Annotated in this window: 23 protein-coding genes; 12 read left to right on the top strand and 11 right to left on the bottom strand. The window is 74.5% G+C overall.

The genetic code is table 11. The annotated features are described in order from the left end of the window. Nucleotides 1–82 precede the first annotated feature (82 nt). The gene (locus ACLWS4_RS08865; RefSeq protein WP_388044974.1) at nt 83–1252 is read right to left on the bottom strand and encodes an ArsA family ATPase; all 1170 of its coding nucleotides are present in this window, start codon (nt 1250–1252) and stop codon (nt 83–85) included. Continuing rightward, on the bottom strand, nt 1249–2322 hold the full coding sequence (locus tag ACLWS4_RS08860) for an ArsA-related P-loop ATPase (RefSeq protein ID WP_416873717.1): 1074 nt from the start codon (nt 2320–2322) through the stop codon (nt 1249–1251). The genes ACLWS4_RS08865 and ACLWS4_RS08860 overlap by 4 nt, the downstream gene beginning before the upstream one ends. 212 nt (nt 2323–2534) lie before the next feature. On the opposite strand from ACLWS4_RS08860, the gene ACLWS4_RS08855 reads away from it, so the two are divergent. From ACLWS4_RS08855 to ACLWS4_RS08835, 5 genes are all read left to right on the top strand, one after another. After that, nucleotides 2535–2693: a DUF4177 domain-containing protein gene (locus ACLWS4_RS08855; protein ID WP_158835332.1), complete on the top strand. Its 159-nt coding sequence runs from the start codon at nt 2535–2537 to the stop codon at nt 2691–2693. Continuing rightward, entirely contained in the window at nt 2690–3157 is a 468-nt protein-coding gene (locus tag ACLWS4_RS08850; protein ID WP_049656835.1) for a RidA family protein, read from the top strand. The genes ACLWS4_RS08855 and ACLWS4_RS08850 overlap by 4 nt, the downstream gene beginning before the upstream one ends. 115 nt (nt 3158–3272) lie before the next feature. Beyond that, complete coding sequence (locus ACLWS4_RS08845) at nt 3273–4139, top strand: NUDIX hydrolase (RefSeq protein ID WP_074001790.1); 867 nt, start codon at nt 3273–3275, stop codon at nt 4137–4139. 126 nt (nt 4140–4265) lie between these two features. Further along, nucleotides 4266–4439, top strand: coding sequence for a hypothetical protein (locus ACLWS4_RS08840; protein ID WP_158077682.1), 174 nt, complete (start codon nt 4266–4268; stop codon nt 4437–4439). Continuing rightward, the gene (locus ACLWS4_RS08835) at nt 4436–5269 is read left to right on the top strand and encodes an MBL fold metallo-hydrolase (RefSeq protein WP_049656840.1); all 834 of its coding nucleotides are present in this window, start codon (nt 4436–4438) and stop codon (nt 5267–5269) included. Before ACLWS4_RS08840 ends, ACLWS4_RS08835 begins: the two co-directional genes overlap by 4 nt. 103 nt (nt 5270–5372) lie before the next feature. Here the strand turns inward: ACLWS4_RS08835 and ACLWS4_RS08830 are convergent, their stop codons facing one another. Continuing rightward, the gene (locus ACLWS4_RS08830) at nt 5373–6047 is read right to left on the bottom strand and encodes a Crp/Fnr family transcriptional regulator (protein ID WP_030288117.1); all 675 of its coding nucleotides are present in this window, start codon (nt 6045–6047) and stop codon (nt 5373–5375) included. A gap of 309 nt (nt 6048–6356) precedes the next feature. On the opposite strand from ACLWS4_RS08830, the gene ACLWS4_RS08825 reads away from it, so the two are divergent. The 3 genes from ACLWS4_RS08825 (at nt 6357) to ACLWS4_RS08815 (ending at nt 9949) form a co-directional block, all read left to right on the top strand. Then, nucleotides 6357–7997 carry an FUSC family protein gene (locus tag ACLWS4_RS08825; RefSeq protein WP_416873716.1) on the top strand — a complete coding sequence of 547 codons (1641 nt, stop codon included), beginning with the start codon at nt 6357–6359 and terminating at the stop codon, nt 7995–7997. A 51-nt stretch (nt 7998–8048) separates the two neighbouring features. Continuing rightward, the gene (locus ACLWS4_RS08820; RefSeq protein WP_049659810.1) at nt 8049–8549 is read left to right on the top strand and encodes a MarR family winged helix-turn-helix transcriptional regulator; all 501 of its coding nucleotides are present in this window, start codon (nt 8049–8051) and stop codon (nt 8547–8549) included. 266 nt (nt 8550–8815) lie between these two features. Then, the gene (locus ACLWS4_RS08815) at nt 8816–9949 is read left to right on the top strand and encodes a sensor histidine kinase (protein WP_416873715.1); all 1134 of its coding nucleotides are present in this window, start codon (nt 8816–8818) and stop codon (nt 9947–9949) included. Between the two features lie 46 nt (nt 9950–9995). Here ACLWS4_RS08815 and ACLWS4_RS08810 read toward each other — a convergent pair whose 3' ends face one another. Then, nucleotides 9996–12536: an ABC transporter permease gene (locus ACLWS4_RS08810; RefSeq protein WP_416873714.1), complete on the bottom strand. Its 2541-nt coding sequence runs from the start codon at nt 12534–12536 to the stop codon at nt 9996–9998. 210 nt (nt 12537–12746) lie between these two features. Beyond that, nucleotides 12747–13379 (bottom strand): response regulator transcription factor, encoded by a 633-nt coding sequence (locus ACLWS4_RS08805; protein WP_380778627.1) that lies wholly within the window; start codon nt 13377–13379, stop codon nt 12747–12749. A 123-nt stretch (nt 13380–13502) separates the two neighbouring features. Here ACLWS4_RS08805 and nth point away from each other — a divergent pair, with 123 nt between their 5' ends. From nth to ACLWS4_RS08785, 4 genes are all read left to right on the top strand, one after another. Continuing rightward, nucleotides 13503–14396 carry an endonuclease III gene (gene nth / locus ACLWS4_RS08800; protein ID WP_082345768.1) on the top strand — a complete coding sequence of 298 codons (894 nt, stop codon included), beginning with the start codon at nt 13503–13505 and terminating at the stop codon, nt 14394–14396. Then, nucleotides 14393–15166: an NUDIX hydrolase gene (locus ACLWS4_RS08795; RefSeq protein WP_049652149.1), complete on the top strand. Its 774-nt coding sequence runs from the start codon at nt 14393–14395 to the stop codon at nt 15164–15166. The genes nth and ACLWS4_RS08795 overlap by 4 nt, the downstream gene beginning before the upstream one ends. 46 nt (nt 15167–15212) lie before the next feature. After that, nucleotides 15213–16400, top strand: a complete 1188-nt coding sequence (locus ACLWS4_RS08790) for a MarP family serine protease (RefSeq protein ID WP_049652148.1) — start codon at nt 15213–15215, stop codon at nt 16398–16400. Nucleotides 16401–16553: 153 nt separating this feature from the next. Further along, nucleotides 16554–17255 carry a metal-dependent hydrolase gene (locus ACLWS4_RS08785; RefSeq protein WP_049652147.1) on the top strand — a complete coding sequence of 234 codons (702 nt, stop codon included), beginning with the start codon at nt 16554–16556 and terminating at the stop codon, nt 17253–17255. 103 nt (nt 17256–17358) lie between these two features. On the opposite strand, the gene ACLWS4_RS08780 is transcribed toward ACLWS4_RS08785, so the two are convergent. The 6 genes from ACLWS4_RS08780 to ACLWS4_RS08755 all read right to left on the bottom strand — a co-directional run bounded on the left by ACLWS4_RS08780 (nt 17359) and on the right by ACLWS4_RS08755 (nt 26299). Beyond that, nucleotides 17359–17568 carry a hypothetical protein gene (locus ACLWS4_RS08780; protein WP_159028462.1) on the bottom strand — a complete coding sequence of 70 codons (210 nt, stop codon included), beginning with the start codon at nt 17566–17568 and terminating at the stop codon, nt 17359–17361. A 222-nt stretch (nt 17569–17790) separates the two neighbouring features. Then, complete coding sequence (locus ACLWS4_RS08775; RefSeq protein WP_416873713.1) at nt 17791–18870, bottom strand: alpha/beta fold hydrolase; 1080 nt, start codon at nt 18868–18870, stop codon at nt 17791–17793. A 210-nt stretch (nt 18871–19080) separates the two neighbouring features. Continuing rightward, complete coding sequence (locus tag ACLWS4_RS08770; RefSeq protein ID WP_049652144.1) at nt 19081–19557, bottom strand: phage holin family protein; 477 nt, start codon at nt 19555–19557, stop codon at nt 19081–19083. A 249-nt stretch (nt 19558–19806) separates the two neighbouring features. After that, complete coding sequence (gene nhaA / locus ACLWS4_RS08765) at nt 19807–21213, bottom strand: Na+/H+ antiporter NhaA (RefSeq protein WP_416873712.1); 1407 nt, start codon at nt 21211–21213, stop codon at nt 19807–19809. Nucleotides 21214–21643: 430 nt separating this feature from the next. Continuing rightward, nucleotides 21644–23602 (bottom strand): acetate--CoA ligase, encoded by a 1959-nt coding sequence (acs, locus tag ACLWS4_RS08760; protein ID WP_387822486.1) that lies wholly within the window; start codon nt 23600–23602, stop codon nt 21644–21646. Between the two features lie 264 nt (nt 23603–23866). Then, the gene (locus tag ACLWS4_RS08755) at nt 23867–26299 is read right to left on the bottom strand and encodes a SulP family inorganic anion transporter (protein ID WP_416873711.1); all 2433 of its coding nucleotides are present in this window, start codon (nt 26297–26299) and stop codon (nt 23867–23869) included. Nucleotides 26300–26379 lie beyond the last annotated feature (80 nt).

Genomic DNA, 26379 nt, shown 5'->3' with positions numbered 1-26379 from the left:
CGGCCCCGCGGACGGGGGGCCGAGCCGCGCAGGGCCGGTGACCGCGCCGGGTTGTACCGCGCGGGGTCGGTGACCGCGCGGGCTAGACCGCGCCGTTGAGCCGGTCCCCGATGGCCCGCAGCCCGTCCAGGTCGTGCACGTCGCCCGGCAGCGCCGGCACCTCCACGATCGGCACGTCCGGGTACACCGAGACGAAGCGGTCGCGGGTACGGCGCTCGCGCCCCATGATCTGCATCCGCTCGGCGTGCAGCCGCAGCAGCCCGGCCGCGAGCAGCTCGGCCTCGGGCGAGGCGTGCTCCGAGCCGTTCTCCTCCAGGGCCTCGGCGGCCGCCAGCGCCCGTTCCGCGGTGAGCTGCGGTGCGCCCGTGCCGTGCACCCGGTTGAGCACCAGCCCGGCCAGCGGCATCCGGTCCGCGGCCAGCCGGTCCACGAAGTACGCCGCCTCGCGCAGCGCGTCCCGCTCCGGCGCCGCCACCACCAGGAACGCCGTACCCGGCGCCTTGAGCAGCTGGTACGTGCGGTCCGCGCGCTCCCGGAAGCCGCCGAACATCGAGTCCATCGCGCTGACGAAGGTCTGCACGTCGGTGAGCAGCTGGGCACCGAAGATCTTGCCCAGGGTGCCGGTGAGCAGGCCCATCCCGGCGTTCAGGAAGCGCATCGCGCTGCGGCCGCCGACCTTGGCCGGGGCGGTGAGGATCCGGATCACCCGGCCGTCCAGGAAGGACCCGAGCCGGTTGGGCGCGTCCAGGAAGTCCAGCGCCGAGCGGGACGGCGGGGTGTCCACGACGATCAGGTCCCACTCCTCGGCGGCGCGCAGCTGCCCGAGCTTCTCCATCGCCATGTACTCCTGGGTGCCGGCGAAGCCGGCCGACAGGGACTGGTAGAAGGGGTTCTCCATGATCGCCCGGGCCCGTTCGGGCTCGGCGTGGGCCAGCACGACCTCGTCGAAGGTCCGCTTCATGTCCAGCATCATGGCCTGGAGCTCGCCGGTCCCGTTCACCCCCTTGACCACCCGGGGGGTGTTGTCGAGCTCGGTCAGGCCCATCGACTGGGCGAGCCGGCGGGCCGGGTCGATGGTCAGCACCACGACCTTGCGGCCGCGCTCGGCCGCCCGCAGGCCGAGGGCCGCGGCGGTGGTGGTCTTGCCGACGCCGCCGGAGCCGCAGCAGACGATGATCCTGGTCCCCGGGTCGTCGATCAGCTCGTCCACCGCGAGCCGCCGTCCGGTGCTCCGCACCCCGTTCGAGGTCATGCCGCCCCCTGCCGCTTCAGTTCGCCCGCCAGCCGGTACAGCCCGCCGAGGTCCACGCCCTCGCCCAGCAGCGGCAGTTCGTACGTCGGGAGCCGCAGCTGCTGGATGTCGGCGCGCTGCGCGCGCTCCAGCTCGACCCGCTCGGAGTGCTCCCTGGCCTGTTCCAGCAGCGGGTCGAGCAGCGGCTCCACCGCCGCCCGGACCCTCTCCCCGGTGCGGGTGCGGCCGCCGAGCCCGGCCTCGCCGAGCGCCAGGGCGACCTCCTCGCGGTGGTCCCCGTCCACCGCGGCCACCGCCGCCGCGTCCAGCACCGGCGGCCGGACCATGTTGACCATCACCCCGCCCACCGGGAGCCGCGCCTCGCGCAGCTCCTCGATGCCGTCGACCGTCTCCTGCACCGGCATCTCCTCCAGCAGGGTGACCAGGTGCACCGCGGTCTCCGGCGACTTCAGCACCCGCATCACGGCCTGCGCCTGGGTGTGTATCGGGCCGATCCGGGCCAGCCCGGCGACCTCGGCGTTGACGTTCAGGAAGCGGGTCAGCCGCCCGGTCGGCGGGGCGTCCATCACCACCGCGTCGTAGCGCCGCCGGCCGTCCGGGTCCTTGCGCCTGGTCGCCTCGCAGGCCTTGCCGGTGAGCAGGACGTCCCGTACGCCGGGCGCGATGGTGGTGGCGAAGTCGACGAATCCGACCTTCTGGAGCGCCTTCCCGGCCCGGCCGAGCTTGTAGAACATCTCCAGGTACTCCAGCAGCGCCAGCTCGGTGTCGATCGCCAGCGCGAAGACCTCGCCGGGCCCGCCCTCCGCGGCCGGCAGCCCGAGCTGGGCGCGGGAGACCGAGGCGATCCGGCGCTCCTCGTACGGGAGCGCGGCGATCCCGAAGAGCTCGGCGACGCCCTGCCGGCCCTCGACCTCGATCAGCAGCACCCGTCCGCCGTCGGCGGCGAGGGCCAGGGCCAGTGCCGCGGCCAGCGTGGTCTTCCCGGTGCCGCCCTTGCCGCTGACCACGTGCAGCCGGACGCCCTCCCAGTCGGGGTCGCGCCGGGCCGCCTGGCCGGGGGTGCGTGCCACGCTCCGTCTCCGTCCGTCTCCGTCCTACGGGCGTCCCCTCCTGACGAGGGTGCCCCTCGCCAGGGTGCCCTCCCGCGAGGGTAACCAGGGAGCGCACCGGATGCCCGGAGCACCTGGGCCGTCAGGCCGGATCATGCCCTGTTTGTGCCCCACCTCACACGCCTCGCGGCGGGCGGCGCGGATCGCCGCGACGGCTCGTCTAGAGTCTGGCCATGACCAAGTGGGAATACATGACGGCGCCCCTGCTGGTGCACGCGACCAAGCAGATCCTGGACAACTTCGGCGAGGACGGCTGGGAGCTCGTCCAGGTCGTGCCCGGCCCGAACCCGGAGCAGCTGGTGGCCTACTTCAAGCGGGAGAAGAGCGCATGAGCAAGGTCGAGTCGAAGCTCGCCGAGCTGGGCCTGACCCTGCCGGAGGTGGCCGCCCCGGTCGCCGCCTACGTCCCGGCCCTGCGGACCGGCGACCTCGTGTTCACCTCCGGCCAGCTCCCGGTCGTCGGCGGCAAGCTGCCGAGCACCGGCAAGGTCGGTGCCGAGGTGTCCCCGGAGGAGGCCAAGGACCTCGCGCGGATCTGCGCGCTGAACGCCCTGGCCGCCGTGAAGTCGGTGATCGGCGACCTCGACCAGGTCGAGCAGGTCGTCAAGGTCGTCGGCTTCGTCGCCGCCGCCCCCGACTTCATCGGCGTCCCGGCCGTCGTCAACGGCGCCAGCGAGCTGCTCGGCGCGGTGCTCGGCGAGGCGGGCGTGCACGCCCGCAGCGCCGTCGGCGTCGCGGTGCTGCCGCTGGACTCCCCGGTCGAGGTCGAGATCCTGGTGCGGGTCAAGAGCGCCTGAGCGTGATCGCGGAGGCGGGGCCGGGCTCGTCCGGCCCCGCCTCCGTGGTGCCCGGGTGGGCCCGATCCACTCGTGAGCCTGGCGGGAATCGTCGGGCACGCCCTAGCATCCGGGCATGGACCATCGAGCGACGACGCTGCCGATGCCGCCCGGCTGGCCCGCCCGGATCCGGGCGGTCGAATCCGGCGCGGTGACCCCGCCGGTGCCCAGGGCCGCCGCGACCGTCGTGCTGCTGCGCGACGCCGCCGAGGGGCCGGAGGCCTACCTGCTGCGCAGGCGCACCTCGATGGCCTTCGCGGCCGGGATGTACGCCTACCCGGGCGGCGGGGTGGACCCGCGGGACGCCGAGGTCGAGCCGGGCTGGGCCGGTCCGTCGCCCGAGGAGTGGGCCCGGCGGCTCGGGGTGGACGCCCGGACGGCGCGGGCGGTGGTCTGCGCGGCCGTCCGCGAGACCTTCGAGGAGGCCGGCGTGCTGCTGGCCGGCCCGGACGCCGACAGCGTCGCCGCGCCGCGCGACTGGTCCGCCGAGCGGGCCGCGCTGGAGGCCCACGAGCTGTCCTTCGCCGAGTTCCTCCGCGACCACGGGCTGGTGCTGCGCAGCGACCTGCTGGGCGGCTGGGCCCGCTGGATCACCCCGGAGTTCGAGGAACGGCGCTACGACACCTGGTTCTTCGTCGCCGCGCTGCCGGCCGGCCAGCGCGCGGCCCTGGAGGTCGGCGAGGCCGACCGGGTCGCCTGGCTGACCCCGGCCGAGGCGGTGCGGGGCCACCGGGAGGGCCGGTTCGGCATGCTGCCGCCGACCGTGACGGTGTTGCGCGAGCTGTCGTCGGTACGGACCGCCGCCGAGGCCCTGGCCGCGGCCGCCGACCGCCCGCTGGCGCCGGTCCTGGGCCGGGCCGAGGTCCGCGGCGACCGTCTGACGGTCCGCTGGCCCGGCTACGAGGAACTGACCATCGACGGGGAGTTCCCCGAGGGGTCCTGAGCGTTCCACCGACGGGGACCGGTCGTACGAGCCGTACGGCCGGCGCGCTCCGCACGACCCGCACGACCCGCACGACCCGCACGACCCGCACTTGCCGTACCGACGCAGAGAAAGGACCGACGCCCGATGACCCACGACGACGTGGCTCGCCGGACGGCACCCGAGCTGCCCGCCCGCCGCCTGAACCCCCGTGACCTCGCCTGCGACAGCCAGGTCCCGTTCGTCGAGGTGGCGCAGCGCGCCCTCGTCCGGGCGCTGCCGCTGCGGGCCCTGCACCGGCACGTCGGAGGCGGTCGGTGAGCGGACTCCTGCCGGGCGACCCCGCCGCCGCCGTCGGCGGCGAGGCCACCCCTCGGGCGCTGTGCGTGCTGGCACCGAACCCGTCGCCGATGACGCTGGACGGCACCAACACCTGGCTGCTCTCCGAGCCGGGCTCGGACCTCGCGGTGGTGATCGACCCGGGCCCGCTGCACGAGGGGCACCTGCGCCGGGTGGTCGACCTCGCGGAGGAACGGGGCAAGCGGATCGCGCTGACCCTGCTCACCCACGGCCACGCCGACCACTCCGAGGGCGCGGCCCGCTTCGCCGAGCTGACCGGGAGCGAGGTACGGGCCCTGGACCCGGCGCACCGGCTGGGCTCGGAGGGCCTGGTCGGCGGCCAGCGCCTGGACGTCGGCGGCCTGGACCTGCGGGTGGTGGCCACCCCGGGGCACACCTCGGACTCGCTGACCTTCCACCTGCCGGACGACGGCGCGGTGCTCACCGGCGACACCGTGCTCGGCCGCGGCACCACGATGGTCGCGCACCCCGACGGCCGGCTCGGCGACTACCTGGACTCGCTGCGCCACCTGCACACCATGGCCTCCCAGCACGGCGTGCGGACCGTGCTGCCGGGCCACGGCCCGGTGCTCGCGGACGCGCTCGGCGCCGTCGACTACTACCTGGCCCACCGGGCGTCGCGGCTCGCCCAGGTGGAGACCGCGGTCGAGGCGGGCTGCCGGAGCGCCTCCGAGGTGGTCGCCCGGGTCTACGCCGACGTGGACCGGGCGCTCTGGCCGGCCGCCGAGCTGTCGGTGCGGGCCCAGCTGGACTACCTGGAGGAGCACGGGCTGATCCAGGGCGCCGACTGATTCGGTGGACGCGTAGGGCCCGGTGAACGCGTAGGGCCCGGTGAACGCGGAAGGGCCCGTCCGGATTCGGACGGGCCCTTCCGCGTTCGCGGGTTCGCTGGTGTCAGCGCGAGCGGCGCGACAGCCGCTCGACGTCCAGCAGGACCACCGCGCGGGCCTCCAGCTTCAGCCAGCCGCGGCCGGCGAAGTCGGCGAGCGCCTTGTTGACCGTCTCGCGGGAGGCGCCGACCAGCTGGGCCAGCTCCTCCTGGGTGAGGTCGTGGGCGACGTGGATGCCCTCCTCGGACTGCACACCGAACCGGCGGGAGAGGTCCAGCAGGGCCTTGGCGACGCGGCCGGGCACGTCGGAGAAGACCAGGTCGGACATCACGTCGTTGGTGCGGCGCAGGCGGCGGGCGATGGCCCGCAGCAGTGCGATGGAGACCTCGGGGCGGGCGTGCAGCCAGGGCTGGAGGTCGCCGTGGCCGAGGCCCAGCAGCTTGACCTCGGTCAGCGCGCTGGCGGTCGCGGTGCGCGGGCCCGGGTCGAACAGCGACAGCTCGCCGATCATCTCGCTGGGGCCGAGCACGGCGAGCATGTTCTCGCGGCCGTCCGGGGAGGCGCGGTGCAGCTTGACCTTGCCCTCCGCCACGACGTACAGCCGGTCGCCCGGGTCGCCCTCGTGGAACAGCGACTCCCCACGGGCGAGGGTGACCTCGGTCATGGAAGCGCGCAGCTCGCCGGCCTGTTCGTCGTCGAGTGCCGCGAAGAGTGCGGCGCGCCGCAGAACGTCGTCCACGTGCTTCCTCCTTCTCGGCCGTACGGCGGGTGGGCCGTCCGGCGCAAGTTCCGTTCAGTGTTCTGCATCACCAAGCATGGCGCATGTCGCTCCGATCATATGAGGAGGGGGTGTGTCGGGGTGTGCCGTGCGGGGCCATTCGTACCGGCGGACCACTGGTCGGGCCCGGGAACGGGAGGCCTCCGGCGGCTGTCGGTCGAACTCTTGTCCGTCCGACTCGAACAGGGAATCGCCCTCACCGTGCGGGTGTCCGGTGCGCGGCACCGCGGACATATGTTTCACGGATAAATTACCTGTTAATCTTTTTGCATGGTCACCACCGCCCAGTTCCGCCAGGCACTTCGGGTCGGTCCGGCCGGGGACGGCTGGCACAAGCCCGCGCTCAGCGCCGTGGTCACCCTCGGCGCGCTCAACCTCACCCTGCTCGGCCTCGGCCGGCTCGACCTCGCCCTCTACACCTCGGCCGGTGGCCTGGGCGCGCTGTACGGGCACGGCCTGCCGTACCGGGCCCGGGCCCGGATGCTGGTCGGCGTGTTGCTCGGGACCGTGCTCAGCACCGGTGCCGCCCTCACCGCCGCCGCGCTGACCCGCGACGCCGCCGTCCTGGTCGCGGTCGCGGCGGTGCTCGCCGCCCTGCACAAGCTGCTCTGCGACGCTGCCCGGGTCGGCCCGCCCGGCAGTCTGATCATCACCTTCACCTCCTCCAGCTGCGCCTTCGTCCCGCAGCGGCTCGGCGAGGTCCCGCCGCACCTGGCGCTCACCGCGCTCGGCGCCGCACTGGCCTGGCTGGTCTGCATGGCCCCGGCCCTGGTGCGCCCGTACGGGCCCGAGCGGATCGCCGCCGCCCGCGCCCTGGAGGCCGCGGCCCGGCTGCTGCGGACCGATCCAGGCCGGCCGGACGCTGCCGCCCGTACCGCCCTGGTCGGCGCGGTCGAGGCGGCCCGGCAGAGCCTCGCGCTCTCCGCCCCGGCCCGGCGGCGTGCCCTCGGCGACGCGCCCGAGCGGCTGCTGGTCCGCGCGGAGGCCGCGCTCGTTGGACCGGCCCGGCCCGAGGACGCCGGGTGGTACCTCGACCGGGCCCGCGAGCTCCGACGCGGCTGGCCGCTGCCGTCGCCCGACCTCACCGAGGCGGAGGCGGCGGAGACGGAGGCCGCGGCCGCCCGCCGGCCCGGCCCCCGGCCGCCGCTGCGGCATGCGCTGCGACCCGGCTCGGCGCTGCTGCCGATCGCGCTGCGGGTCGCGGTCGGCTGCGCCGCCGCCGGGTGGCTCTCGCTGGCGCTCGGCGTCGGCCGGCCGTACTGGGCGGTGGTCACCGCCGCCTCGGTGTTCCAGGCCAACAGCACGCTGTCCTGGCAGCGCGCGCTGCAGCGGGTGCTGGGCAACCTGCTCGGCCTGCTGCTGTTCACCGCCGCGCTGCCCGTCGCCCACTCGGGCCCGGTGGCGCTGATCGGGCTCGGGCTGCTCTGCCAGTTCGGGGCCGAGGCGACGATCGCCCGCAGCTACTGGCTGGCGACGGTCTTCGTGACCCCGATGGCGCTGCTGATGACGGAGTTCGCGGGCCCGCAGCCAGCCGGGACGCTGGTCGCCGACCGCTGGCTGGACACCTGCGTCGGCGCGCTCACCGGCCTCGCGGCCTGCCTGCTGGGCACCAACCGCCGCACCGCCACCCGGCTGACCCACGCCCTGGCCGGAGCCGAGGCCGCCGGCCACCGGGCCCTGGCCGCCGTCTCCGCCGTCTCCGCCGCGAGCGCCCCGGAAGCGCGCGCCGCCCGCACCGGCCTCGCCGCCGCCCTGCTGGAACTGCGCGAGGCCACCGACACCGCCGCCGGAGAGTGGCGCCGCCCCGCCCTCCCGCACCAGCGCGCCGCCGCCACCGAGCAGCGGTCCCACCACCTGCTGGCCGCCCTGCTGGAACGCCGCGGCCGAGGGGACCAACCGGACACGCCCTAGGATCGACAGGGTCGAAGCCGACCGGCAGGCCGCAGAACGGGAGCAGCACGCGTGGAGGACGTCGTCGCAGGTGTGCTGCGCCAGTGGGAGCGGGCCTACCCGGGGCTGGACACCGGTCCGATCGCCGTCCTCGGCCGGATCAACCGCTGCGCCGCCCTGCTCCAGCAGACCCCCGACCCGCTCACCCGGGCCGGCCTCACCCGCGCCGAGTTCGACATCCTCGGCGCCCTGCTCCGCCTCGACCGCGAGCTGACCCCCACCCAGCTCGCCCGGGAGAGCTTCGCCTCCGGCGCGGCCGTCACCAAGCGGCTGCGGCTGCTGGAGGAGCGAGGCCTGGTCAGCCGCCGCACCGACGACCGGGACCGCCGGGTCGCCCACCTCGCGCTCACCGAGCAGGGCCGCACCCTGGTGGACGGGCTGATCCAGGAGCTGGTCGCCCACGACCGCGCCCTGCTGGCCGGCCTCACCCCCGCCGAGCAGGACCGGCTCGCCGAGGCCCTCAGCGGCCTGCTGAACAGCCTGGAGGGGACGATCGGCCGCACCCCGGGCTGAGCCGACGGGCCCCGGCTGCCGGCTCGACGGACTCCGACGAAGCGTCAACGGCGCTGCTCCGGTGGGAACGTATGCTCGCGGTGCGGTGTACGGGGGCGCGTCGGGTACGAAGCGGGCTCCGTACGTCGCGTGCGGCGTGTCGAGTCGTCTACCGGGAGCTCCCCTTGGGCCACAGCGCGGACCGAACCGGCGGCGATCGTCTCCGGCCGAAGCGCCCGGACGGCTCGGCCGACCCCCTCACGCGGCTCACCCGGGGCATCGTGGTCATGACCGCCGTCGGCTTCTGTGCCGCCTCGGCGGTGGCCACGGTCCGCAACCACGACGGTCTGGCCTACCAACTGCCCGCCGTCGCCCTCCTGTTGGTCCTGCTCGGCTTCCAGATCGGGCACGCCGGCCCGTGGTGCCTGGCGCGGCGCTGGTGGCCGTGGAGCCTGGTCGCCCACGGGGTGCTCACCTACCTGCCCTTCCTGCTCCTCGACGGGACGTGGGTCGGCATCCCGGGTTCGTTCGCCGGATCGGTGCTGCTGACCGTCGCGGCGCCGCGTTCCTGGGCGCTGGCCGCCGCGCTGGTGGTCGCCCAGTACCCGCTCTGCGCGGCGCTGGGCGGGAACACCGGCCAGTGCGTCAACGCGTCGGTGTCCATCGTCGTGGGTGGCATCGTGGTGTACGGGATGGCCCGACTCGCCGACCTGATCACCGAGTTGCGGGCGGCCCGGACCGAGCTGGCCGAGCTCGCGGTGGACCGGGAGCGGCTGCGCTTCGCGCGCGACCTGCACGACCTGCTCGGCTCCAGCCTCTCGGTGGCGGCGCTGAAGTGCCAGCTCGTCGAGCGGCTGGCCGCGGAGCACCCGGAGCGGGCCCGCGCGGAGCTCGCCGAGGTGCTGGCGCTGGTGCGGCAGGCGATGGCGGACACCCGCCGGCTCTCCAGCGGCGACGTCCGGATGTCCCTGGCGCGGGAGGCGCGTTCGGCGGTCGCGGCGCTGCGGGCGGCCGGGATCGAGGTCGAGGCCGACCTGGACTGCGAGGGGCTGCGGCCCGAACTCGACGCGGTGCTGGCCACCGTGCTGCGCGAGGCGGTCACCAACCTGCTCCGGCACAGCACGGCCCGGCGCTGCGGGATCCGGGCCGGCCGGGACGACCTCGGTACGGTGCGCCTGGTGGTCTCCAACGACGGCGTTCCGGACGAAACCGGCGACGTGCAAGGCGAGTTGGGCGAAGGTCCGGACGAGCCCGGCGGCGTAGCGCGCGAACCGGGCGGCGGGCGCGGCATCGGGAACCTCACCGAGCGGCTGCGGTCGGTCGGCGGCCGGCTGACCGCCGAGCGGGACGGAGCGGGCTGGTTCCGCCTCGCGGCCGTCGTCGAGGCCGCGCCCGCCCGGCCGGCCGCCCGCGCCGCCTGACCGCGGTCCGCCTGCCCGGTACGGCCGACAGGTCCACGCGGCCCGGCTATTCGCGCATCCCCATCGCCTCGGTCGGCTCCCGCCGCAGCGCCAGCCAGGTGGTCAGCAGGACGGTGCCCGCCCCCAGCAGCGCCGCCCCGCCCAGCACCGCGGCCACCCAACTCCCGGGCGGCGCGGGCCAGGCCGGGCCGCCGAGCGCCAGGCCGACCGGGACCAGGACGGCGGCGGTGACCGCCGCGCCGAGGAGGAGCGCCACGGCGACCGTGATCCCGCCCTCCCAGGCCATCATCCGCAGCACCTGGCGGCGCGTGGTCCCCACCATCCGCAGCAGCGCGAACTCGCGCAGCCGTTCGGACGTGGCCATCACCATGGTGTTGACGACGGAGATGGCGGTGAACAGGCTGATGACGCCGAGCAGCAGCCGGGCCACCGCGGTGGCCGCCTCCTGCTGGTGCCGGCGTGCCGCGTCGTAGTCGGCCCGGTCGCTGATCCGGGCCATCGGGTAGGCCGGGGCGAGCCCCTGGAGTTCCCGGGTCACCTGCCCGGGGTCGGTACCGGGGGCCGTGCGGACCAGTACGGTCGCCGCGAGCAGGTGCGGCAGGTGGGCGGCGGCGAATCCGGTGGGCAGCAACGCGTCGGCGAAGCGGTCCTCGCGCTCGTAGACGGCCGCCACCGTGGCGGTGCTGGCACTGCCGTCATCCCAGCGGATCCGGACCGGGGCGCCGACGCCGACCTTGAGGCGGGAGGCCGTCCGCCGCCCCAGGGCGATGCTCTCGCCGCGCAGCCGGTCCAGCGAGCCGGCCGTCACCCCGGGGTCGAGCAGCTGTTCCAGTCCCTGCGGGTCCACGATCCGGGCGTCCGCCCCGGCGACGCCGCCGCCGTCCGCCGCGGAGCCCGAGGACACCATGACGAAGCCGGGGACCAGTCCGCCGGCCGCCGCGACGCCGGGCAACCCGCGGACGGCTTCCGTGAATTCCGTCGGCAGTCCGATGCCCCTCGCCTGGGCAACGTGGTCGGCCAGCAGCCGCCGGCCCTCCTCGGCGGCGCCGGCCTGCGCCTTGACGACCGGGACGAGCAGCATGCTGCCGTTGAAGGCCACCGCCAGCACCAGCGGGGTGACGGCGGCCGCGAAGCGGCGGGGCTGGGCCCGCAGGGAGGCGGAGGCGAGGAACCCGGCGACCGGGAAGAGCAGGCCCACCGGCCCGCCGATCACCACACCGGCGACCCGGCCGATCAGCGGCCCGAGCAGGGCCACCCCGAGCAGTAGCGGCACCACCATGCCCTCGGCCGTACCGGCCCCGTCGCGGCCGCCCGTCGAGTGGGCCAGCACCACGCCGCAGACGGCGAGCGTCGCCAGCCCGAGGCAGGCACGGAGCCGGCCGATCCGCGGCGGCGGCGCCGAGGCGTCGCGCAGCGCCCGGGTGGGTTCGACCCGGGAGGCCCGGCGCGCGGCGGCCCGGACGGCCAGCTGGGCGGTGACGACGGTGCCGCCGAGGACGACCAGTGGGGCGGTCGGCCCGATGTGCAGCGGCAGGTCCGGGCCGACCACCCCGCGGTCGACCAGTACGCCCCGCAGCAGTGCGGCGAGGCCGGTCCCGGCCGGGAGGCCGACGACCGCGGCCGCGAGGGTCAGCAGCAGCGTCTCCAGCGCGATCATCCGCCGCACCTGCCCGGTGGTGGCGCCGACCGCCCGCAGCAGGGCCATCTCGCGCAGCCGCTGCTGGACGGAGAGCGCGAGCGCCCCGGCCACCACGAAGGTCGAGACGAGCAGCGACAGGACGCCCATCGTCCCGGCGAGCGAGGAGAGGCCGTCCCCGGGCCCGGACGTGCCGGTGAGCTCCAGCTCGCCGCGCTCGTCGCCGGTGTGCACCCGGGGCCCGGACCAGTCCGCCTCGCCGTCGCGGGCCCGCGCCTCGGCGAGCGCCCGCCGGGCCTGCCCGGCCAGCGCCCGCAGGTCGGTCCCCTCCGTGACGGTGATGCCGATCGCGTCCGCGCCGGTCGTCGTCCCGGCGAGCCGGGCGGCCTGCCCGGGGCTGAAGAAGAGCGCGCTCTGGCGGGACAACTCCCGTGGCGGCGCGGCCAGTCCGGACACGGTGTAGTCGCGCGGCGCCCCGGTGGTGGCCAGCCGTACGGTGCCGCCGGGCGCGATCCCGGCGCGGGCGGCCGTCGCGGTGTCGAGGACCACCTCGTCCGGTCCGGCCGGGGCGCGGCCGGAGGCCAGCCGGAACGGGGCGAGGGCGGCGCTCGTCCAGGAGTGCCCGAGCGAGGGGCCGCCCTGCGGTCCGGACAGGACCCGCCCGTCGGCGGTGGCCACGGCCGCCGGGAAGGAGAGCTCGGGGAGGGCGGCCGAGACGCCGGGCAGTTCGGCGAGTGCGCCGGTCAGCGGTCCGGCGTCCGGGAGGCGATGGCCGTGGCCGATCACGAGCGGGGCCGCGGCGTACCGTTCGGTCGGCGTGCCCGCGCGCAGGCCGGACTCCAGCAGGACCCCGCAGGCGGTGGTCAGGACCAGGGCGCAGAGGAGCGCGGTGAAGGCTCCGGCGAAGCCCGCCTTCCGGGCCCGTACCGTCCGCCAGGCCAGCTTCAACACGTGGCTCAGCCCCCCGCCGGTACGCCCTCGATGACATCGCGAGCCTAGCTCCGGGCGCTTCGGACGGAATTCCCTTCGTCGACGAAGGAAGGCCTCGGTGAGCCGCGCCGTGGGCCGTCCACGGCCGGATCCATGGGAAACGCACGGTCCGTCGCCCCGTCGCCCCGTCGCCCCGTGGATCCGGTGCCCCGGCGCCTCCGGGTCGGCGGATCACCGGGAACGATCCGGACCCACCGTCGGCAGCCAGCCCATCTCCTCGGCGATCCGGATCGCGTCGACCCGGCCGCGGCCCCCGGTCTTGGCCACCGCGGCGGCCAGGTGGTTGCGCGCTGTGCCCGTCGAGACGAACAGCCGGGCGGCGATCTCGCTGACGGAGTCCCCCCGCGCCGCGAGTCGCAGGACCTCCGACTCCCGGGGCGTCAGCGGGTTCTCCCGGGTGTCCAGGGCGGCCAGCGCCAGCTCCGGGTCGACGACGCGCTCACCGGCGGCCACCTTGCGGATCGCCGCGGCCAGCTCCCGGGCCGGGGCGTCCTTCCCGAGGAACCCGAGCGCACGGGCGGAGAGCGCGGCGCGCAGGTGGGCGGGTCGCACCAGTCCGGTGAGGACCAGCGTCCGGCAGCCGGGGAGCTTCTCGTACAGTTCGGCGGCCGCCCGCAGCCCGTCCAGTCCGGGCAGGTCGATGTCGAGCACCGCGACGTCCGGGCGCACCTCCAGGGCGGTCGGCACCACCTGGTCCCCGCGCTCCACGTCGGCGACGACCTCCAGGTCCTCCTCGTACGCGAGGAGGGCCATCAGCGCGCCGCGCACCATGCTCATGTCCTCTGCCAGCAGGACCCTGATCATCCGCACACTCCCCCTGTCAGGTGACGGCCACGGGCGGAGTTCATTAGACAACAGGCCTTGCCAGGGCGGGTTTCCGTGCTTGATCGGCCCCGAGCGGTCCTCCGGTCGGCGTAGCCTTCGTGCATGGCAGAGAGCAAGGTCCGGAAGGCCGCGGCGAAGAAGCCGGTGGCGGGGACGGCGGCGGTGAAGACGGCGGCGGTGAAGCCGAGGAAGCCGGAATCGCACCTGGCGATGGTGCGGCGGGCCCGGCGGATCAACCGCGAGCTGGCGGAGCTGTACCCGTACGCGCACCCGGAGCTGGACTTCGAGAACCCCTTCCAACTGCTGGTGGCCACCGTGCTGTCGGCGCAGACCACCGACCTCCGGGTGAACCAGACCACCCCGGCGCTGTTCGCGAAGTACCCGACGCCGGAGGACATGGCGGCGGCGAACCCGGAGGAGCTGGAGGAGGTCATCCGCCCGACCGGATTCTTCCGGAACAAGGCGAAGTCGCTCATCGGCCTGTCGATAGCGCTGCGCGACGAGTTCGGCGGCGAGGTCCCCGGTCGGCTGGCCGACCTGGTGACCCTGCCCGGCGTCGGCCGCAAGACCGCCAACGTCGTCCTCGGCAACGCCTTCGGGGTCCCCGGCATCACCGTGGACACCCACTTCGGGCGGCTGGCCCGCCGGTTCGCCTGGACCACCGAGGACGACCCGGTGAAGGTCGAGGCGGCCGTCGCCGAGATCTTCCCGAAGTCGGAGTGGACGATGCTCTCGCACCGGGTGGTCTTCCACGGCCGCCGGATCTGCCACTCCCAGAAGCCCGCCTGCGGCGCCTGCCCGATCGCGCCGCTCTGCCCCTCGTACGGTGAGGGGGAGACCGACCCGGAGAAGGCACGCAAGCTGTTGAAGTACGAGATGGGCGGCCAGCCCGGGCAGCGGCTGCGGCCGCCGGCCGACTTCCCCGGGGAGGCGGCCGCCCGTGCGGACGCCGCCGTCCACCACGGACAGGTCGCGGACCTGGCGGTGGACGCGTGAGCGGGCGGTGCGGGCACCCCGGGCCGGAGGCCGGGGGAGTCGCGCGGGGCATCGAGCTGGACGGGCTGCCGGCCTGGCTGGAGCCGGTCCGGGAGGCGGCCGAGCGGGTGATGCCGGAGCAGCTGAGCCGGTTCCTGCCGCCGGCCGAGGGCGGCCGTCCGGCGGCCGTGCTGATGCTGTTCGGCGAGGGGCCGCAGGGCCCGGACCTGCTGCTGATCGAGCGGGCCCGCTCGCTGCGCTCGCACGCCGGGCAGCCGTCCTTCCCGGGCGGCGCGCTGGATCCGGAGGACGGCGACCCGAACGGCCCGGGCCCGATCGCGGCGGCGCTGCGCGAGGCCTGGGAGGAGACCGGCCTGGACCCGGCCGGGGTGCAGGTGTTCGCCGAGCTGCCCCGGCTGTACATCCCGGTGAGCAGCTTCGTGGTGACCCCGGTGCTCGGCTGGTGGCGCGAGGAGTCGCCGGTGCGCCCGGTGGACGCGGCGGAGACCGGCGCGGTGTTCCGGGTCACCGTCGCGGAGCTGGCGGACCCGGAGAACCGGGTGCGGCTGCGCCATCCGTCCGGGCACGTCGGGCCCGCCTTCGCGGTCGCCGGGCGGCTGGTCTGGGGCTTCACCGCCGGGGTGATCGACCGGGTGCTGCACCACAGCGGCCTGGAGCTGCCCTGGGACCCGTCCAAGGTCGTCGACCTGTCGGACGAGGCGCTGGCCCTGGTCCAGGGCGACCTCGAACACTCCCGGGTGCTGCCGGGCGGCGACGCCGACGCTTCGTGACGGGCCGCCGGCGCGTCCGGCGCGCGGGCCGTGGGAGGGTGTCCGAGTGAACGTCCTGGATGTGCTGCTGATCGCCGCGGCCGTGGCATTCGCCGTGTCGGGCTACCGGCAGGGCTTCGTGGTCGGCGTGCTCTCACTGGTCGGCTTCCTCGGCGGCGGCCTGCTCGCCGTCGAGCTGCTGCCGCTGCTGCTGCTCGACCACATCGGCCCCGGCACGACGGCCTCGGTGGTGGCCGTGGTGGTGGTGATCGTCCTCGCCGCGATCGGCCAGGCGGTCACCGCGCACTTCGGCTGGAAGCTGCGCGGGCACATCGGGCGCCGCCCGGCCCGGGTGCTGGACGCGAGCGGCGGCGCGGTGGTGAACGTCGTCTCGATGCTGCTGGTGGCCTGGCTGATCGGTTCGGCGCTGGCCGGGGCGTCGCTCCCGACGGTCTCCAAGCAGGTCCGGTCCTCGGCGGTCCTCGGCGGGGTGCAGAACGCGCTGCCCGACGACGCGCCGAACTGGTTCTCGGACTTCTCCAAGGTGCTCGCCCGCAACGGCTTCCCGCAGGTCTTCAACCCCTTCGAGCACGAGCCGATCACCCAGGTCGACAGCCCCGACCCCGCGCTGGCCGGCAGCCCGGCGGTGGCGCGGGCCCGGCAGAGCCTGGTCAAGGTGGTCGGCACGGCGACCTCCTGCGGCAAGACCCTGGAGGGCAGCGGCTTCGTCTTCGCCCCGCACCGGGTGATGACCAACGCCCACGTGGTCGGCGGGGTCAACGAGCCGACCGTGCAGATCGGCGGCGTCGGCCAGCTGTACGACGCGACGGTGGTCCGCTACGACTGGCAGCGCGACATCGCCGTCCTGGACGTGCCCAAGCTGAACGCGCCCCCGCTGGCCTTCGCGGGCGAGGCCAGGACCAACGACAGCGCGATCGTGGCCGGCTTCCCGGAGAACGGCGCCTTCAACGTCCAGCCGGCCCGCATCCGCGGCCGGATCCAGGCCAACGGCCCGGACATCTACCACCGCGGCCAGGTGGTCCGCGACGTCTACTCGGTGCGTTCGCTGGTCCGGCAGGGCAACAGCGGCGGACCGCTGCTCACCCCGGACGGCGAGGTGTACGGCGTGGTCTTCGCCAAGTCCCTGGACAGCGCGGACACCGGCTACGTGCTGACCGCGGCCGAGGTGCGCGAGGACGCCGTGCAGGGCGGCGCCGCGACCGCCCGGGTGGACACCCAGGGCTGCGCGCTCTGACCGGGGGCCGGAGCCCGGGGGAGTCGCGCCGGGCCGGAGCGGCCGATATCCGTCGCTCCGTCAGACGGCACTGGTAGCCTCGGCCGCGCTCACCCGTTCGGCTCAACCGGGCGCCGTCCCGGGGTGGGCCCGACAGGAGGTCGTGGCAGTCCGATGATGGGTCACTCGCACGCGGTGAGCGGGGCGATGCTGTACGCGGCCTCGGCCCCCTTCCTGCCCCCGCTGCTGCTGCACACCACCCTGCAGCCCGCGGACATACTGATGGGCACGGTGCTGTGCGCGGGCGCGGCCCTGCTGCCGGACCTCGACCACCACGACGGCTCGATCGCCAACTTCCTCGGTCCGGTCTCCAAGATGCTCTGCCGCTTCGTGGCCTGGATCTCCGGCGGCCACCGGCACGCCACCCACTCGCTGCTGTTCGTCGCGCTGATGGGCGCCGGCACCTGGGCCGGGGTCACCTACCTGGGCCGCTACTTCACCCTCGGGCTGACCTTCTTCCTGCTGGCGCTCGCGATCCGGGCACTGCGGCTCTGCCCGCCGGGCGACGGCCCGGAGGCGTGGATCACCGTCATCGGCCTGGCCGCGCTCGGCACCTTCGGGATGAACACCTGGATGCCCAACTCGCCCGGCTGGCTGCCGTACGCGGTGGCCCTGGGCACGCTGGCGCACCTGCTCGGCGACTGCCTGACCAAGAAGGGCGCGCCGCTGCTCTGGCCGCACAAGGAGCGCTACGAGGTCGTGCTGATCAAGCGCAGCGGGAACAGCGTCGAGACCAAGGTGCTGGTGCCGATCATGTCGGTGGCGACCTTCGTCCTGCTCTGGTTCACCGCGCTGTCGCCGACGATCGTGAACTGAGGCGACGGTGTCTGTGACGACGGTGAACTGAACGGGCCCGCCGGGCCCGCCGGGCGCTTCCGGCGCCCGGCGCACCGGCCGATGGTGGACGCGGCGCGAGGCCTCAGGTCTCGCGCCGCAGTCGTGCGCCCACCCAGCGGGCGCGCCGGCCGAGGATGCGGGGGATGCCGAGCTGCCGCCGCTCCGTGCGCTGACGGCCGTCGGGGCCGTCGAAACCGAGGTCGTCCGCCCGGTCGGGCCGGTGGGCGGAGCGCTGGGGGCTGTTGTGACGTCGGCCGCGCGGGGCGCCGCCGCTTTCGGGCATCCAACTCATACCGGAAGGGATGCCCCTGGGCCGGTGGAGGTAACCGCCCGGGCCTCGCCGAAATTGGCCTATGCGGTTGTCATATGAGCGTAAAGATAGGGGAGTTGGGGCCGAGAGCCCGCCCCGTGGACCGCACGTACGGCCGCGTCCCCGCCCGGTGCGACCGTGCCCCCCGTTCCGTACGGCCGTGCCCCCGGTTCGTGCGGCCGCACCGGGCGGGACCGTACCGGGTCACTCCTTGTGGCGGCCGATCCAGTCCATCAGCTCGGCGGTGAACTCCTCCGGCGCCTCCTCGTGCGGGAAGTGCCCGACCCCCGGCAGCAGCCGCCAGCGGTACGGCGCCGCGACGTACTCGCCGCCGCCGAGCGCGGTGTGCGACAGCAGCACCGGGTCCGCGGCGCCCTGGACGTGCAGGGTCGGCGCGGTGATCGGCTTCTTCATCCGCCGGGCGAACTGGATGCCGTCCGGCCGGGCCATCGAGCGCAGCAGCCAGCGGTACGGCTCGATCGAGCAGTGGGCGGTGCTGGGGATCTGGATCGCCTGCCGGTACGCGTGCAGCGCGGCCTCGTCCAGGCCGTTCGGACCGGTCCAGGAGGTCAGGTAGCGGCCGACCAGCTCGGCGTCGTCGGCCACCAGGCGGCGTTCCGGTATCCACGGCCGCTGGAAGCCCAGCACGTGGTCGAAGGCGGCGAACTGCCGGCGGTCGGTCAGCAGCGCGCGGCGCAGGTCCCGCGGGTGCGCGGCGGAGACCACGGTGAGGCTCTGGATGACGGACGGCCGCATCACCGCCGCCACCCAGGCCAGGGTGCCGCCGGAGGCGTGCCCGACCAGGTGCGCCCGGCGCTCGCCGAGCGAGCGGATCACCCCGGTGATGTCCAGGGCGAGGTTGCCCGGGTCGTACCCCCGCGGGGTGCGGTCGCTGCCGCCTATGCCGCGCAGGTCGAGCGCCACCGCCCGGTAGCCGGCCTCGGCGAGCGCGGTCAGCTGGTGGCGCCAGGCCCACCAGTACTCGGGCCAGCCGTGCACCAGCAGCACCAGCGGGCCGGAGCCCAGCTCGGCGATGTGGAAGCGGGCGCCGTTGGCCGCGAGGTCGCGGTGCGTCCACGGGCCGGGCTGCCGGACGTTCCAGGCCTCGCCGCTCTCCGCCGAGATCCCGGCGGAGGTCGGACTGTTGTCCTCGGGGCCGGTGTCCTCGGAGGCGGCACCGGGGCCGCCGGGGCCTTCGGGGCCTTCGGGAGTGAGCCCGGCGCCGGAGTCAGGACCGGAGTCGGCGGACGGCTGCGCGGGCACGGGCGTCTGGTCAAGCGGCATACCGAGAGCGTGTCACATCCGCGCGTCGGACACGTGCCCGGCACTCGTTGTCGGCCGGTCCGGCGCCCGTCGACGCGGCGCCGTCCGCCCCCTGCCGTTGCCCTGCTGCTGCCCTGGCGTCCTCCTGCCGCAGCCCCGGCGGCGCCTGGTCGGTGACGGGACGCCGGTTATGGGGCGCCGGTTACCGGGCGCCGGTTGTGGGACGCCGGTTTACGGGATGCGGCCGAAGGCCCGGTCGATCTCCTCCTGGGTGGCCGGGCGCGGCCGGGCGTTCTTCAGCACGTCGGCGGTCTTCTGGGCGCCCTCGATGGTGCGCACCGGCTTCTCGATCTTCTTGAACGAGCGCCAGGCCAGCATCCCGAGCAGCACCGCGAGCAGCAGGTAGGCGCCCGCCACGATCAGGAAGGACCAGCCCAGCGACAGGCCCAGCGCGTGGATGCCGAAGGCCGCCGCGGCGCTCAGCATCGGGATGGAGAACAGCGCCACCACGCCGGCGACGATCAGCGAGACGCCGCCCGAGACGCCGCGCTTGACGTCCGCCCGGATCTCGGACTTGGCGAGCGCGATCTCGTCGTGGACCAGCGCGGACAGGTCGGCGGTGGCCGCCGCGAACAGCTGCCCCACCGAACGCTCGCCCTCGTAGGGCGCCCGGCCGTTGCTGGACGGGTCTGCGGCTCCTGCGGGCATCAGCGGTTCTCCTCTGCGGCTGTACGGCGTGACGCCGCCGCGGGTGTGCGGTTCCGGGGGCCGGTGGGGGGTCCGGAGGCGTCTGTGGGTTGTCGACAGCTCAGAATCATGCCCCTACCGGTCAGTCGGACACCACTCCGGGGCCCCGCCGGAGGGACGTGTCCCGGCGGCCGGGGCGCTCCGGAGGCATCCCGGAGGGGTTTGCGGGGCGCTTTTCCGGAGGGGTTCTCCAGGGGGCTCCCAGGTGCCTCAGCCGGGCTGGCCGGGCCGGTCGCGGGGGCCGGGGGCGGGGTCCTGCCCCTCGTCGGTCGTCGGGCGGGCCGCCTCGCCGACCCGTGCCCGCCAGGCCGGGTCGTCCTCCTGGTAGACGTCCGGGACACCGTCCCCGTCCAGGTCCCGGTCCTCCTCCTCGCACAGCTCGCGGTAGTGCCGGTTGCGCAGCTTCAGCAGGACCGTGGCGACCGCCGCGGCGAGCACCGAGCCGACCAGCACGGCGGTCTTGGCCCGGGCGGCGAGCGCCGGGTCGTCCGGGAAGGCCAGCTCGCTGATCAGCAGCGAGACGGTGAAACCTATGCCCGCGAGCACCGAGACCGCGACCATGTCGGCCCACTTGAGCCGCGGGTTCAGCTCGGCCCTGGTGAACCGGGCGGTCAGCCAGGCGCCGCCCAGCACGCCCACCGACTTGCCGACCAGCAGACCGATCACGATGCCGAGCGGTGCGGCCTGGGTGAACACCTCGCGCAGCTTCGGGCCGGAGACGGCCACGCCGGCCGAGAACAGGGCGAACACCGGGACGGCCAGGCCGGCCGAGAACGGGCGGACCAGGTGCTCGATGTGCTCGCCGGGGGAGTGCTGCTCGTCGCCCTCCCGGTGGCAGCGGAGCATCAGGCCCATCGCGACGCCCGCCACCGTGGCGTGGATGCCGCTCTCGTGCATCAGCGCCCAGTTCACGACGGCCAGCGGCACGAAGAGGTACCAGCCGTGGACACCGCGCCGGTGCAGGAACCAGAACAGCACCAGCCCGGCGAAGGCGAGGCCGAGCGCCCAGAACTTGATGCCGTGGCTGTAGAAGATCGCGATGATCAGGATCGCGATCAGGTCGTCGACGACCGCCAGGGTGAGCAGGAAGGCGCGCAGCGCGGACGGCAGGTGGCTGCCGACCACGGCCAGCACGCCGAGCGCGAAGGCGATGTCGGTGGCGGTCGGGATCGCCCAGCCGCCGGGGTGCCCGCCGGGGCCGGAGTTCACCAGGGCGAAGAGGATCGCGGGCAGCGCCACCCCGCAGACGGCGGCGACCACGGGCAGCAGCGCGGCACTGGGCGTGCGCAGCTCACCCGCGACGAACTCGCGCTTGAGCTCGATCCCGGCGACGAAGAAGAAGATCGTCAGCAGGCCGTCCTTGGCCCAGGTGGCCAGGGAGAGGTCGAGGTGGAGCGGGGCGGAGGGGCCGACGGTGTAGTCGAGCACGCTCTGGTAGGCCTGCGGCCAGACGTTGGCCCAGATCAGCGCGATGACGGCGGCGCCCAGCAGCAGCATGCCGCCGACGGTCTCGGTGCGCAGGGCGTCGGTGATGAAGGTGCGCTCGGGCAGTGACAGCCGGCCGAGGAACTGCCGGCGGCGGTTCGTCGGCTCGTGGACGGGCGGCTGGTCGGTCACGGGGACCTCCTGGGGCTGGGAGCGGCAACGGATGCACGGGTGGTGCAGTTGCCGACCAGACTTCCCGGCGCGCCCTGTGACGCCCGCGACTCCCGTCAGGGATCTTGATGCGTCCTTAATAGTCTAGCGGGACGTTTGGGTGACATCCGGATTGTCCTATCCAAGGACTTAAGCCCTACGGGCCGGTTCTGCACTCCGGAGGAGCAGCGACCCGGCACCCGAACGGCCGCTCTGTACCCGAACGGGTGCGGAAGCGGCGGTTGACGGAACGACCGGCGGAACGACCGGCGAGACGGTTGTCGTACGGCTGACGAAGCGGATGGCGAAACGGCTGTGCCCCGGACGGTGATCACCGTCCGGGGCACAGCCGTTGTCTCAGTGGGTCAGCCGTCGCGGACCCGGAGGGTCAGCGGCCGCCGGCCCGGTGGGCTCAGCCGTTGCCGTTGTCCGAGGACGGCAGCTGGGCCTGGATCTGGCTCATCACCGTGCTGTCCGCCAGGGTGGTGGTGTCACCGACCTCGCGGCCCTCGGCGATGTCGCGCAGCAGGCGGCGCATGATCTTGCCGGAGCGGGTCTTCGGCAGCTCGCCGACCACCTTGATCTGCTTCGGCTTGGCGATCGGGCCGAGCGTGCGGCCGACGTGGGCCCGCAGCTCCTCGACCAGCTCGGGGCTCTCGGTGGCACCGCCGCGCAGGATCACGAAGGCGACGATGGCCTGGCCGGTGGTGGCGTCGGTCGCGCCGACCACGGCGGACTCGGCCACGGACGGGTGGCCGACCAGGGCCGACTCGACCTCGGTGGTCGAGATGTTGTGGCCCGAGACGAGCATGACGTCGTCCACCCGGCCGAGCAGCCAGATGTCCCCGTCCTCGTCCTTCTTGGCACCGTCACCGGCGAAGTAGCGGCCCTCGAAGCGCGACCAGTAGGTGTCGATGTAGCGCTGGTCGTCGCCCCAGATGGTGCGCAGCATGGACGGCCACGGCTCGGTGAGCACCAGGTAGCCGCCGGAGCCGTTCGGCACCTCGGCGGCGTTGTCGTCCACCACGGTGGCCGCGATGCCCGGCAGGGCGCGCTGGGCCGAGCCCGGCTTGGTCTCGGTGACGCCCGGCAGCGGGCTGATCATGATGGCGCCCGTCTCGGTCTGCCACCAGGTGTCCACGATCGGACACGTGCCGCCGCCGATGTGCTCCCGGTACCAGATCCAGGCCTCGGGGTTGATCGGCTCGCCGACGCTGCCCAGCACCCGCAGCGAGGACAGGTCGAACTTCGCGGGGATGTCGTCGCCCCACTTCATGAAGGTGCGGATCGCGGTCGGCGCGGTGTAGAGGATGGTCACGCCGTACTTCTGGACGATCTCCCAGAACCGGCCCTGGTGCGGGGTGTCCGGGGTGCCCTCGTAGATGACCTGGGTGGCGCCGTTGGAGAGCGGCCCGTAGACGATGTACGAGTGGCCGGTGACCCAGCCGATGTCGGCGGTGCACCAGTAGACGTCGGTCTCCGGCTTGAGGTCGAAGACCGCGTGGTGGGTGTAGCTGGCCTGGGTGAGGTAGCCCCCCGAGGTGTGCAGGATGCCCTTGGGCTTACCGGTGGTGCCCGAGGTGTAGAGGATGAACAGCGGGTGCTCGGCGTCGTGCGCCTCGGGGGTGTGCTCGGTGGACTGGCGCGCGGTGATCTCGTGCCACCAGACGTCGCGGCCCTCGGTCCACGGGATGTCCTGCCCGGTGCGGCGGACCACCAGGACGTGCTCGACGCCGTCGACCTTGGTGAGCGCCTCGTCGATGGCCGGCTTGAGAGCGGAGGGCTTGCCGCGCCGGTAGCCGCCGTCGGCGGTGATGACGAGCTTGGCCTCGGCGTCCTGGATGCGGGAGGCGACGGCGTCGGAGGAGAAGCCGCCGAAGACCACCGAGTGGGTGGCGCCGATCCGGGCACAGGCGAGCATCGCGACGACCGCCTCGGCGATCATCGGCAGGTAGACGGCGACCCGGTCGCCCTTGCGGACGCCGAGCTCCAGCAGCGCGTTCGCGGCCTGCGAGACCTCGTCCTTGAGCTGGGCGTACGTGATCGAACGGCCGTCGCCGGGCTCGCCCTCGAAGTGGATGGCGACCCGGTCGCCCAGGCCGTTCTCCACGTGGCGGTCGACGCAGTTGTACGCGACATTGAGCTTGCCGTCGGCGAACCACTTGGCGAAGGGAGGGTTGGACCAGTCGAGGGTCTCGGTCGGCTCGACGGCCCAGGTGAGGCGACGGGCCTGCTCGGCCCAGAAGCCCAGACGGTCCTCGGAGGCCTGCGCGTACGCGGCCACGGTGACGTTGGCGGCGGCGGCGAGCTCTGCCGGAGGGGCGAAGCGCCGCTCCTCCTTGAGCAGGTTGGCCAGGCTCTCGTTGCTCAACGCGCACTCCTCATCGAGTCATGATCGGGGGCGATCCCGTGCGTGGGGATTGTCCCGTGTGTCCCAGCGCACAGCTCACCAGGCGAACGGGGCAGTTGACAAGAGGCTCCTGTGAATTGGTGTAGACCTTTGACCGACGGCCGGGCGGCGGCCGACCGGCGACCGGCCGGCCTCGCGTCCGGTCCGCCGCGGAGGACCGGACGGCCGTTCGGGGGTGGGTGGGCCCGTGCCCCGGCCCGCCCGGCGGGGACACGGACCCGGCTCTCAGGCGGCCAGCCGGGGGCCCTCCTCGCCGCCCTCGACCGGAACCCGATCATCCTCCCTCACCCGTTCGGCCGATGCTGTGTTCGGCCGGACATCGGGGCCGGTTCCGATGGGGGCCTCGGTGTGGTGTTCGATTCCGTTCGCGTCCTTCCCGGTGCGGGCCTCGACCGGGCTGAACGTCCCGGCGGCCCGGTCGAGGACGTAGGCCTGGGCCGTCGCGAGGTCGAAGTACATCCCGACCAGCCGCAGGGTGCCCTCCTCGACCCGGCGCTCCACCGCCGGGTTGGCCAGCAACTGGTCCAGCTGCTGGACCACGTTGGTGATGCAGAGCTGCTCCACGACGTCCACCGCGGGCCGGGCGGCGAACTCCGCCGGGACCCGTCGGAGCCGGTCCAGCGAGCCGCGGCCGTTGCGCAGCCAGCGGGCCAGCGGGGTGGGCGGCCCGGGGCGCTCGTGCACGCCGTCCAGCAGGGCCTGCATCGCGCCGCAGCCGGAGTGGCCGCAGACCGTGATCGAGCGCACCTCCAGCACCTCGACCGCGTACTGCACCGCGGCGGCCACCGAGTCGTCCGCCGCGCCGGGTTCGTGCGGGGCCGGCACCAGGTTGCCCACGTTCCGCACGGTGAACAGGTCCCCCGGACCGCTGTTGGTGATCATGCTGGTGACCATCCGGGAGTCCGCGCAGGTCAGGAAGAGCTGGGAGGGCGTCTGCCCCTCGCGCGCCAGCCGGGCGAGTTCCGGCCGGACCAGCGGGGCGGTGTGCAGCTGGAACACCCGGACGCCGTCCAGCAGTCGGCCGTGCGGGTCCTCCTGCTGCTCGATGCAGTGGTGGCCGACCCAGGGCGTCCAGGCCCGGCAGCGGTGCGGGCCCGGTGAACTGCCCGCACGCACGGTGCCGTCCGGGTCGAGCACCTCGTCGTCCTGGCGGCGCGTCACCATCGAGACCAGGCCGCCCGCCTCCTGGTGCCCGGCCCGCCAGGTGTGCAGCGTCTCGTACGCGGCGTGGTCCAGGAAGGAGCCGTCGTGGACCACGGTGACCTCGGCCCCGGCCGGGATGCCGGCCAGTGCCCGACCGAGCCGGGGCACGGTGGTGAAGGTGAGCGGGCCGTGCGTCCGGACGGTGACCGCGCCACCGGGGCCGGTCTCCACGTCCACATGGGCGCGGGTCAGCCGGTAGAGGGCGAGCAGGACGGCGGTGCCGGCGCCGATCGCGACACCCCACAGCACGCCGCCGGCCACCACGCCGAGCACGGTGATCAGGTAGACCGGGAACTCGCGGTGCCGGTGCACCTTGCGGATGTGCGCGAAGCTCACCATCTGCAGCCCGACCACCAGCACCAGCGCGGCGAGCGCGGCCAGGGGGATCCGGCGCAGTCCGCCGGTCAGCGCCAGCGCGGCGGCCAGCACCCAGACGCCGTGCAGCACCGAGGCCCACCTGGTCTGGCCGCCGGCCCGCACGTTGGCGGTGCTGCGCACCGCGCCCCCGGCGACCGGCAGCCCGCCGACCAGTCCGCTCACCAGGTTGGCGAGGCCCTGCCCGCGCAGTTCGCGGTCGAGGTCGCCGGTGCGGCGGGACATCCGGTCGGTCGCGACGGCGGACAGCAGCGACTCCACGCTGGCCACGGCGGTGACGGTGAGGACGGCGGCGAGCAGCCCGAGGACCGGGCCGTGCGGCAGCGCGGGCAGGAGCGCCTGCGGCCGCCAGGCGGGCAGCTCGATGTGGGCGAGCCGCAGGTCCAAGGCGAACACGAGGGCGGTGGCCAGTGCGACCCCGGCCAGCGGGCCGGGGACCCTGGCCAGCCGGGCGCCGAACTCGCCCGCTCGGCCGGGCAGTCGGCCGAGCCGGGGCCAGCCGACCAGGACGGCCACGGTCACCGCGCCGGCCAGCAGCGCGGGTGGGTGCGGGCCGGCCAACTGGCCGGGAAGGGCCAGGATGTCGGCGATCGCGGAGCTCTGCGGCGAGCCGCCGAGGACGACGTGCAGCTGCGCGATGGCGATGGTGATCCCGACCCCCGCCAGCATGCCGTGCACGATCGCGGGCGAGACGGCGAGCGCGGTCCGGGCCACCCGGCGTGCGCCGAGCAGGAGTTGGAGCAGTCCGGCGGCGACGGTGATGGCGCAGGTGGCCCGCCAGCCGTACTGGGCGATCAGTCCGGCGGTGATCACCGTCAGTGCCGCCGAGGGGCCGCTGACCTGGAGCGGTGTGCCGCCGAACAGCCCGACCACGATGCCGCCCACGGCCGCGGCGGCCAGGCCGGCGGTGAGCGGGGCGCCGGTGGCGAGCGCGATGCCGAGGGAGAACGGCACGGCGATCAGGAAGACCACGAGGGACGCGGAGAGGTCCTGGGCCCACCGGATGCGGGGGCCCGCGCCCGGCGGCGCGTGGTCGGTGGTGTCGGAGGCGATGGGGGCACTGGAGATGTCGAGGGTCATTGTCTTCCCGTCTGTCCGGGGGAGCGAACGCAGTCAGGTCCGGCGGTGAATCCGGGGTGGGGCTCCGGGGCGGATCGGCT

The sequence above is a fragment of the Kitasatospora sp. SC0581 genome, assembly GCF_048159585.1.
Lineage (GTDB): Bacteria > Actinomycetota > Actinomycetes > Streptomycetales > Streptomycetaceae > Kitasatospora.
This window is presented reverse-complemented; position numbering and strand designations above follow the sequence as displayed.

Excerpts from the sequence above, each read along its gene's own strand:
- ACLWS4_RS08780 (WP_159028462.1), bottom strand. The coding sequence starts at position 17,568 with ATGAGTTGGATGCCCGAAAGCGGCGGCGCCCCGCGCGGCCGACGTCAC.
- ACLWS4_RS08825 (WP_416873716.1), top strand. The coding sequence starts at position 6,357 with ATGGTCACCACCGCCCAGTTCCGCCAGGCACTTCGGGTCGGTCCGGCC.
- ACLWS4_RS08845 (WP_074001790.1), top strand. The coding sequence starts at position 3,273 with ATGGACCATCGAGCGACGACGCTGCCGATGCCGCCCGGCTGGCCCGCC.
- ACLWS4_RS08815 (WP_416873715.1), top strand. The coding sequence starts at position 8,816 with ATGACCGCCGTCGGCTTCTGTGCCGCCTCGGCGGTGGCCACGGTCCGC.
- ACLWS4_RS08755 (WP_416873711.1), bottom strand. The coding sequence starts at position 26,299 with ATGACCCTCGACATCTCCAGTGCCCCCATCGCCTCCGACACCACCGAC.
- ACLWS4_RS08770 (WP_049652144.1), bottom strand. The coding sequence starts at position 19,557 with ATGCCCGCAGGAGCCGCAGACCCGTCCAGCAACGGCCGGGCGCCCTAC.
- ACLWS4_RS08850 (WP_049656835.1), top strand. The coding sequence starts at position 2,690 with ATGAGCAAGGTCGAGTCGAAGCTCGCCGAGCTGGGCCTGACCCTGCCG.
- ACLWS4_RS08840 (WP_158077682.1), top strand. The coding sequence starts at position 4,266 with ATGACCCACGACGACGTGGCTCGCCGGACGGCACCCGAGCTGCCCGCC.
- ACLWS4_RS08785 (WP_049652147.1), top strand. The coding sequence starts at position 16,554 with ATGATGGGTCACTCGCACGCGGTGAGCGGGGCGATGCTGTACGCGGCC.
- ACLWS4_RS08805 (WP_380778627.1), bottom strand. The coding sequence starts at position 13,379 with ATGATCAGGGTCCTGCTGGCAGAGGACATGAGCATGGTGCGCGGCGCG.
- ACLWS4_RS08865 (WP_388044974.1), bottom strand. The coding sequence starts at position 1,252 with ATGACCTCGAACGGGGTGCGGAGCACCGGACGGCGGCTCGCGGTGGAC.
- nth (WP_082345768.1), top strand. The coding sequence starts at position 13,503 with ATGGCAGAGAGCAAGGTCCGGAAGGCCGCGGCGAAGAAGCCGGTGGCG.
- ACLWS4_RS08855 (WP_158835332.1), top strand. The coding sequence starts at position 2,535 with ATGACCAAGTGGGAATACATGACGGCGCCCCTGCTGGTGCACGCGACC.
- ACLWS4_RS08775 (WP_416873713.1), bottom strand. The coding sequence starts at position 18,870 with ATGCCGCTTGACCAGACGCCCGTGCCCGCGCAGCCGTCCGCCGACTCC.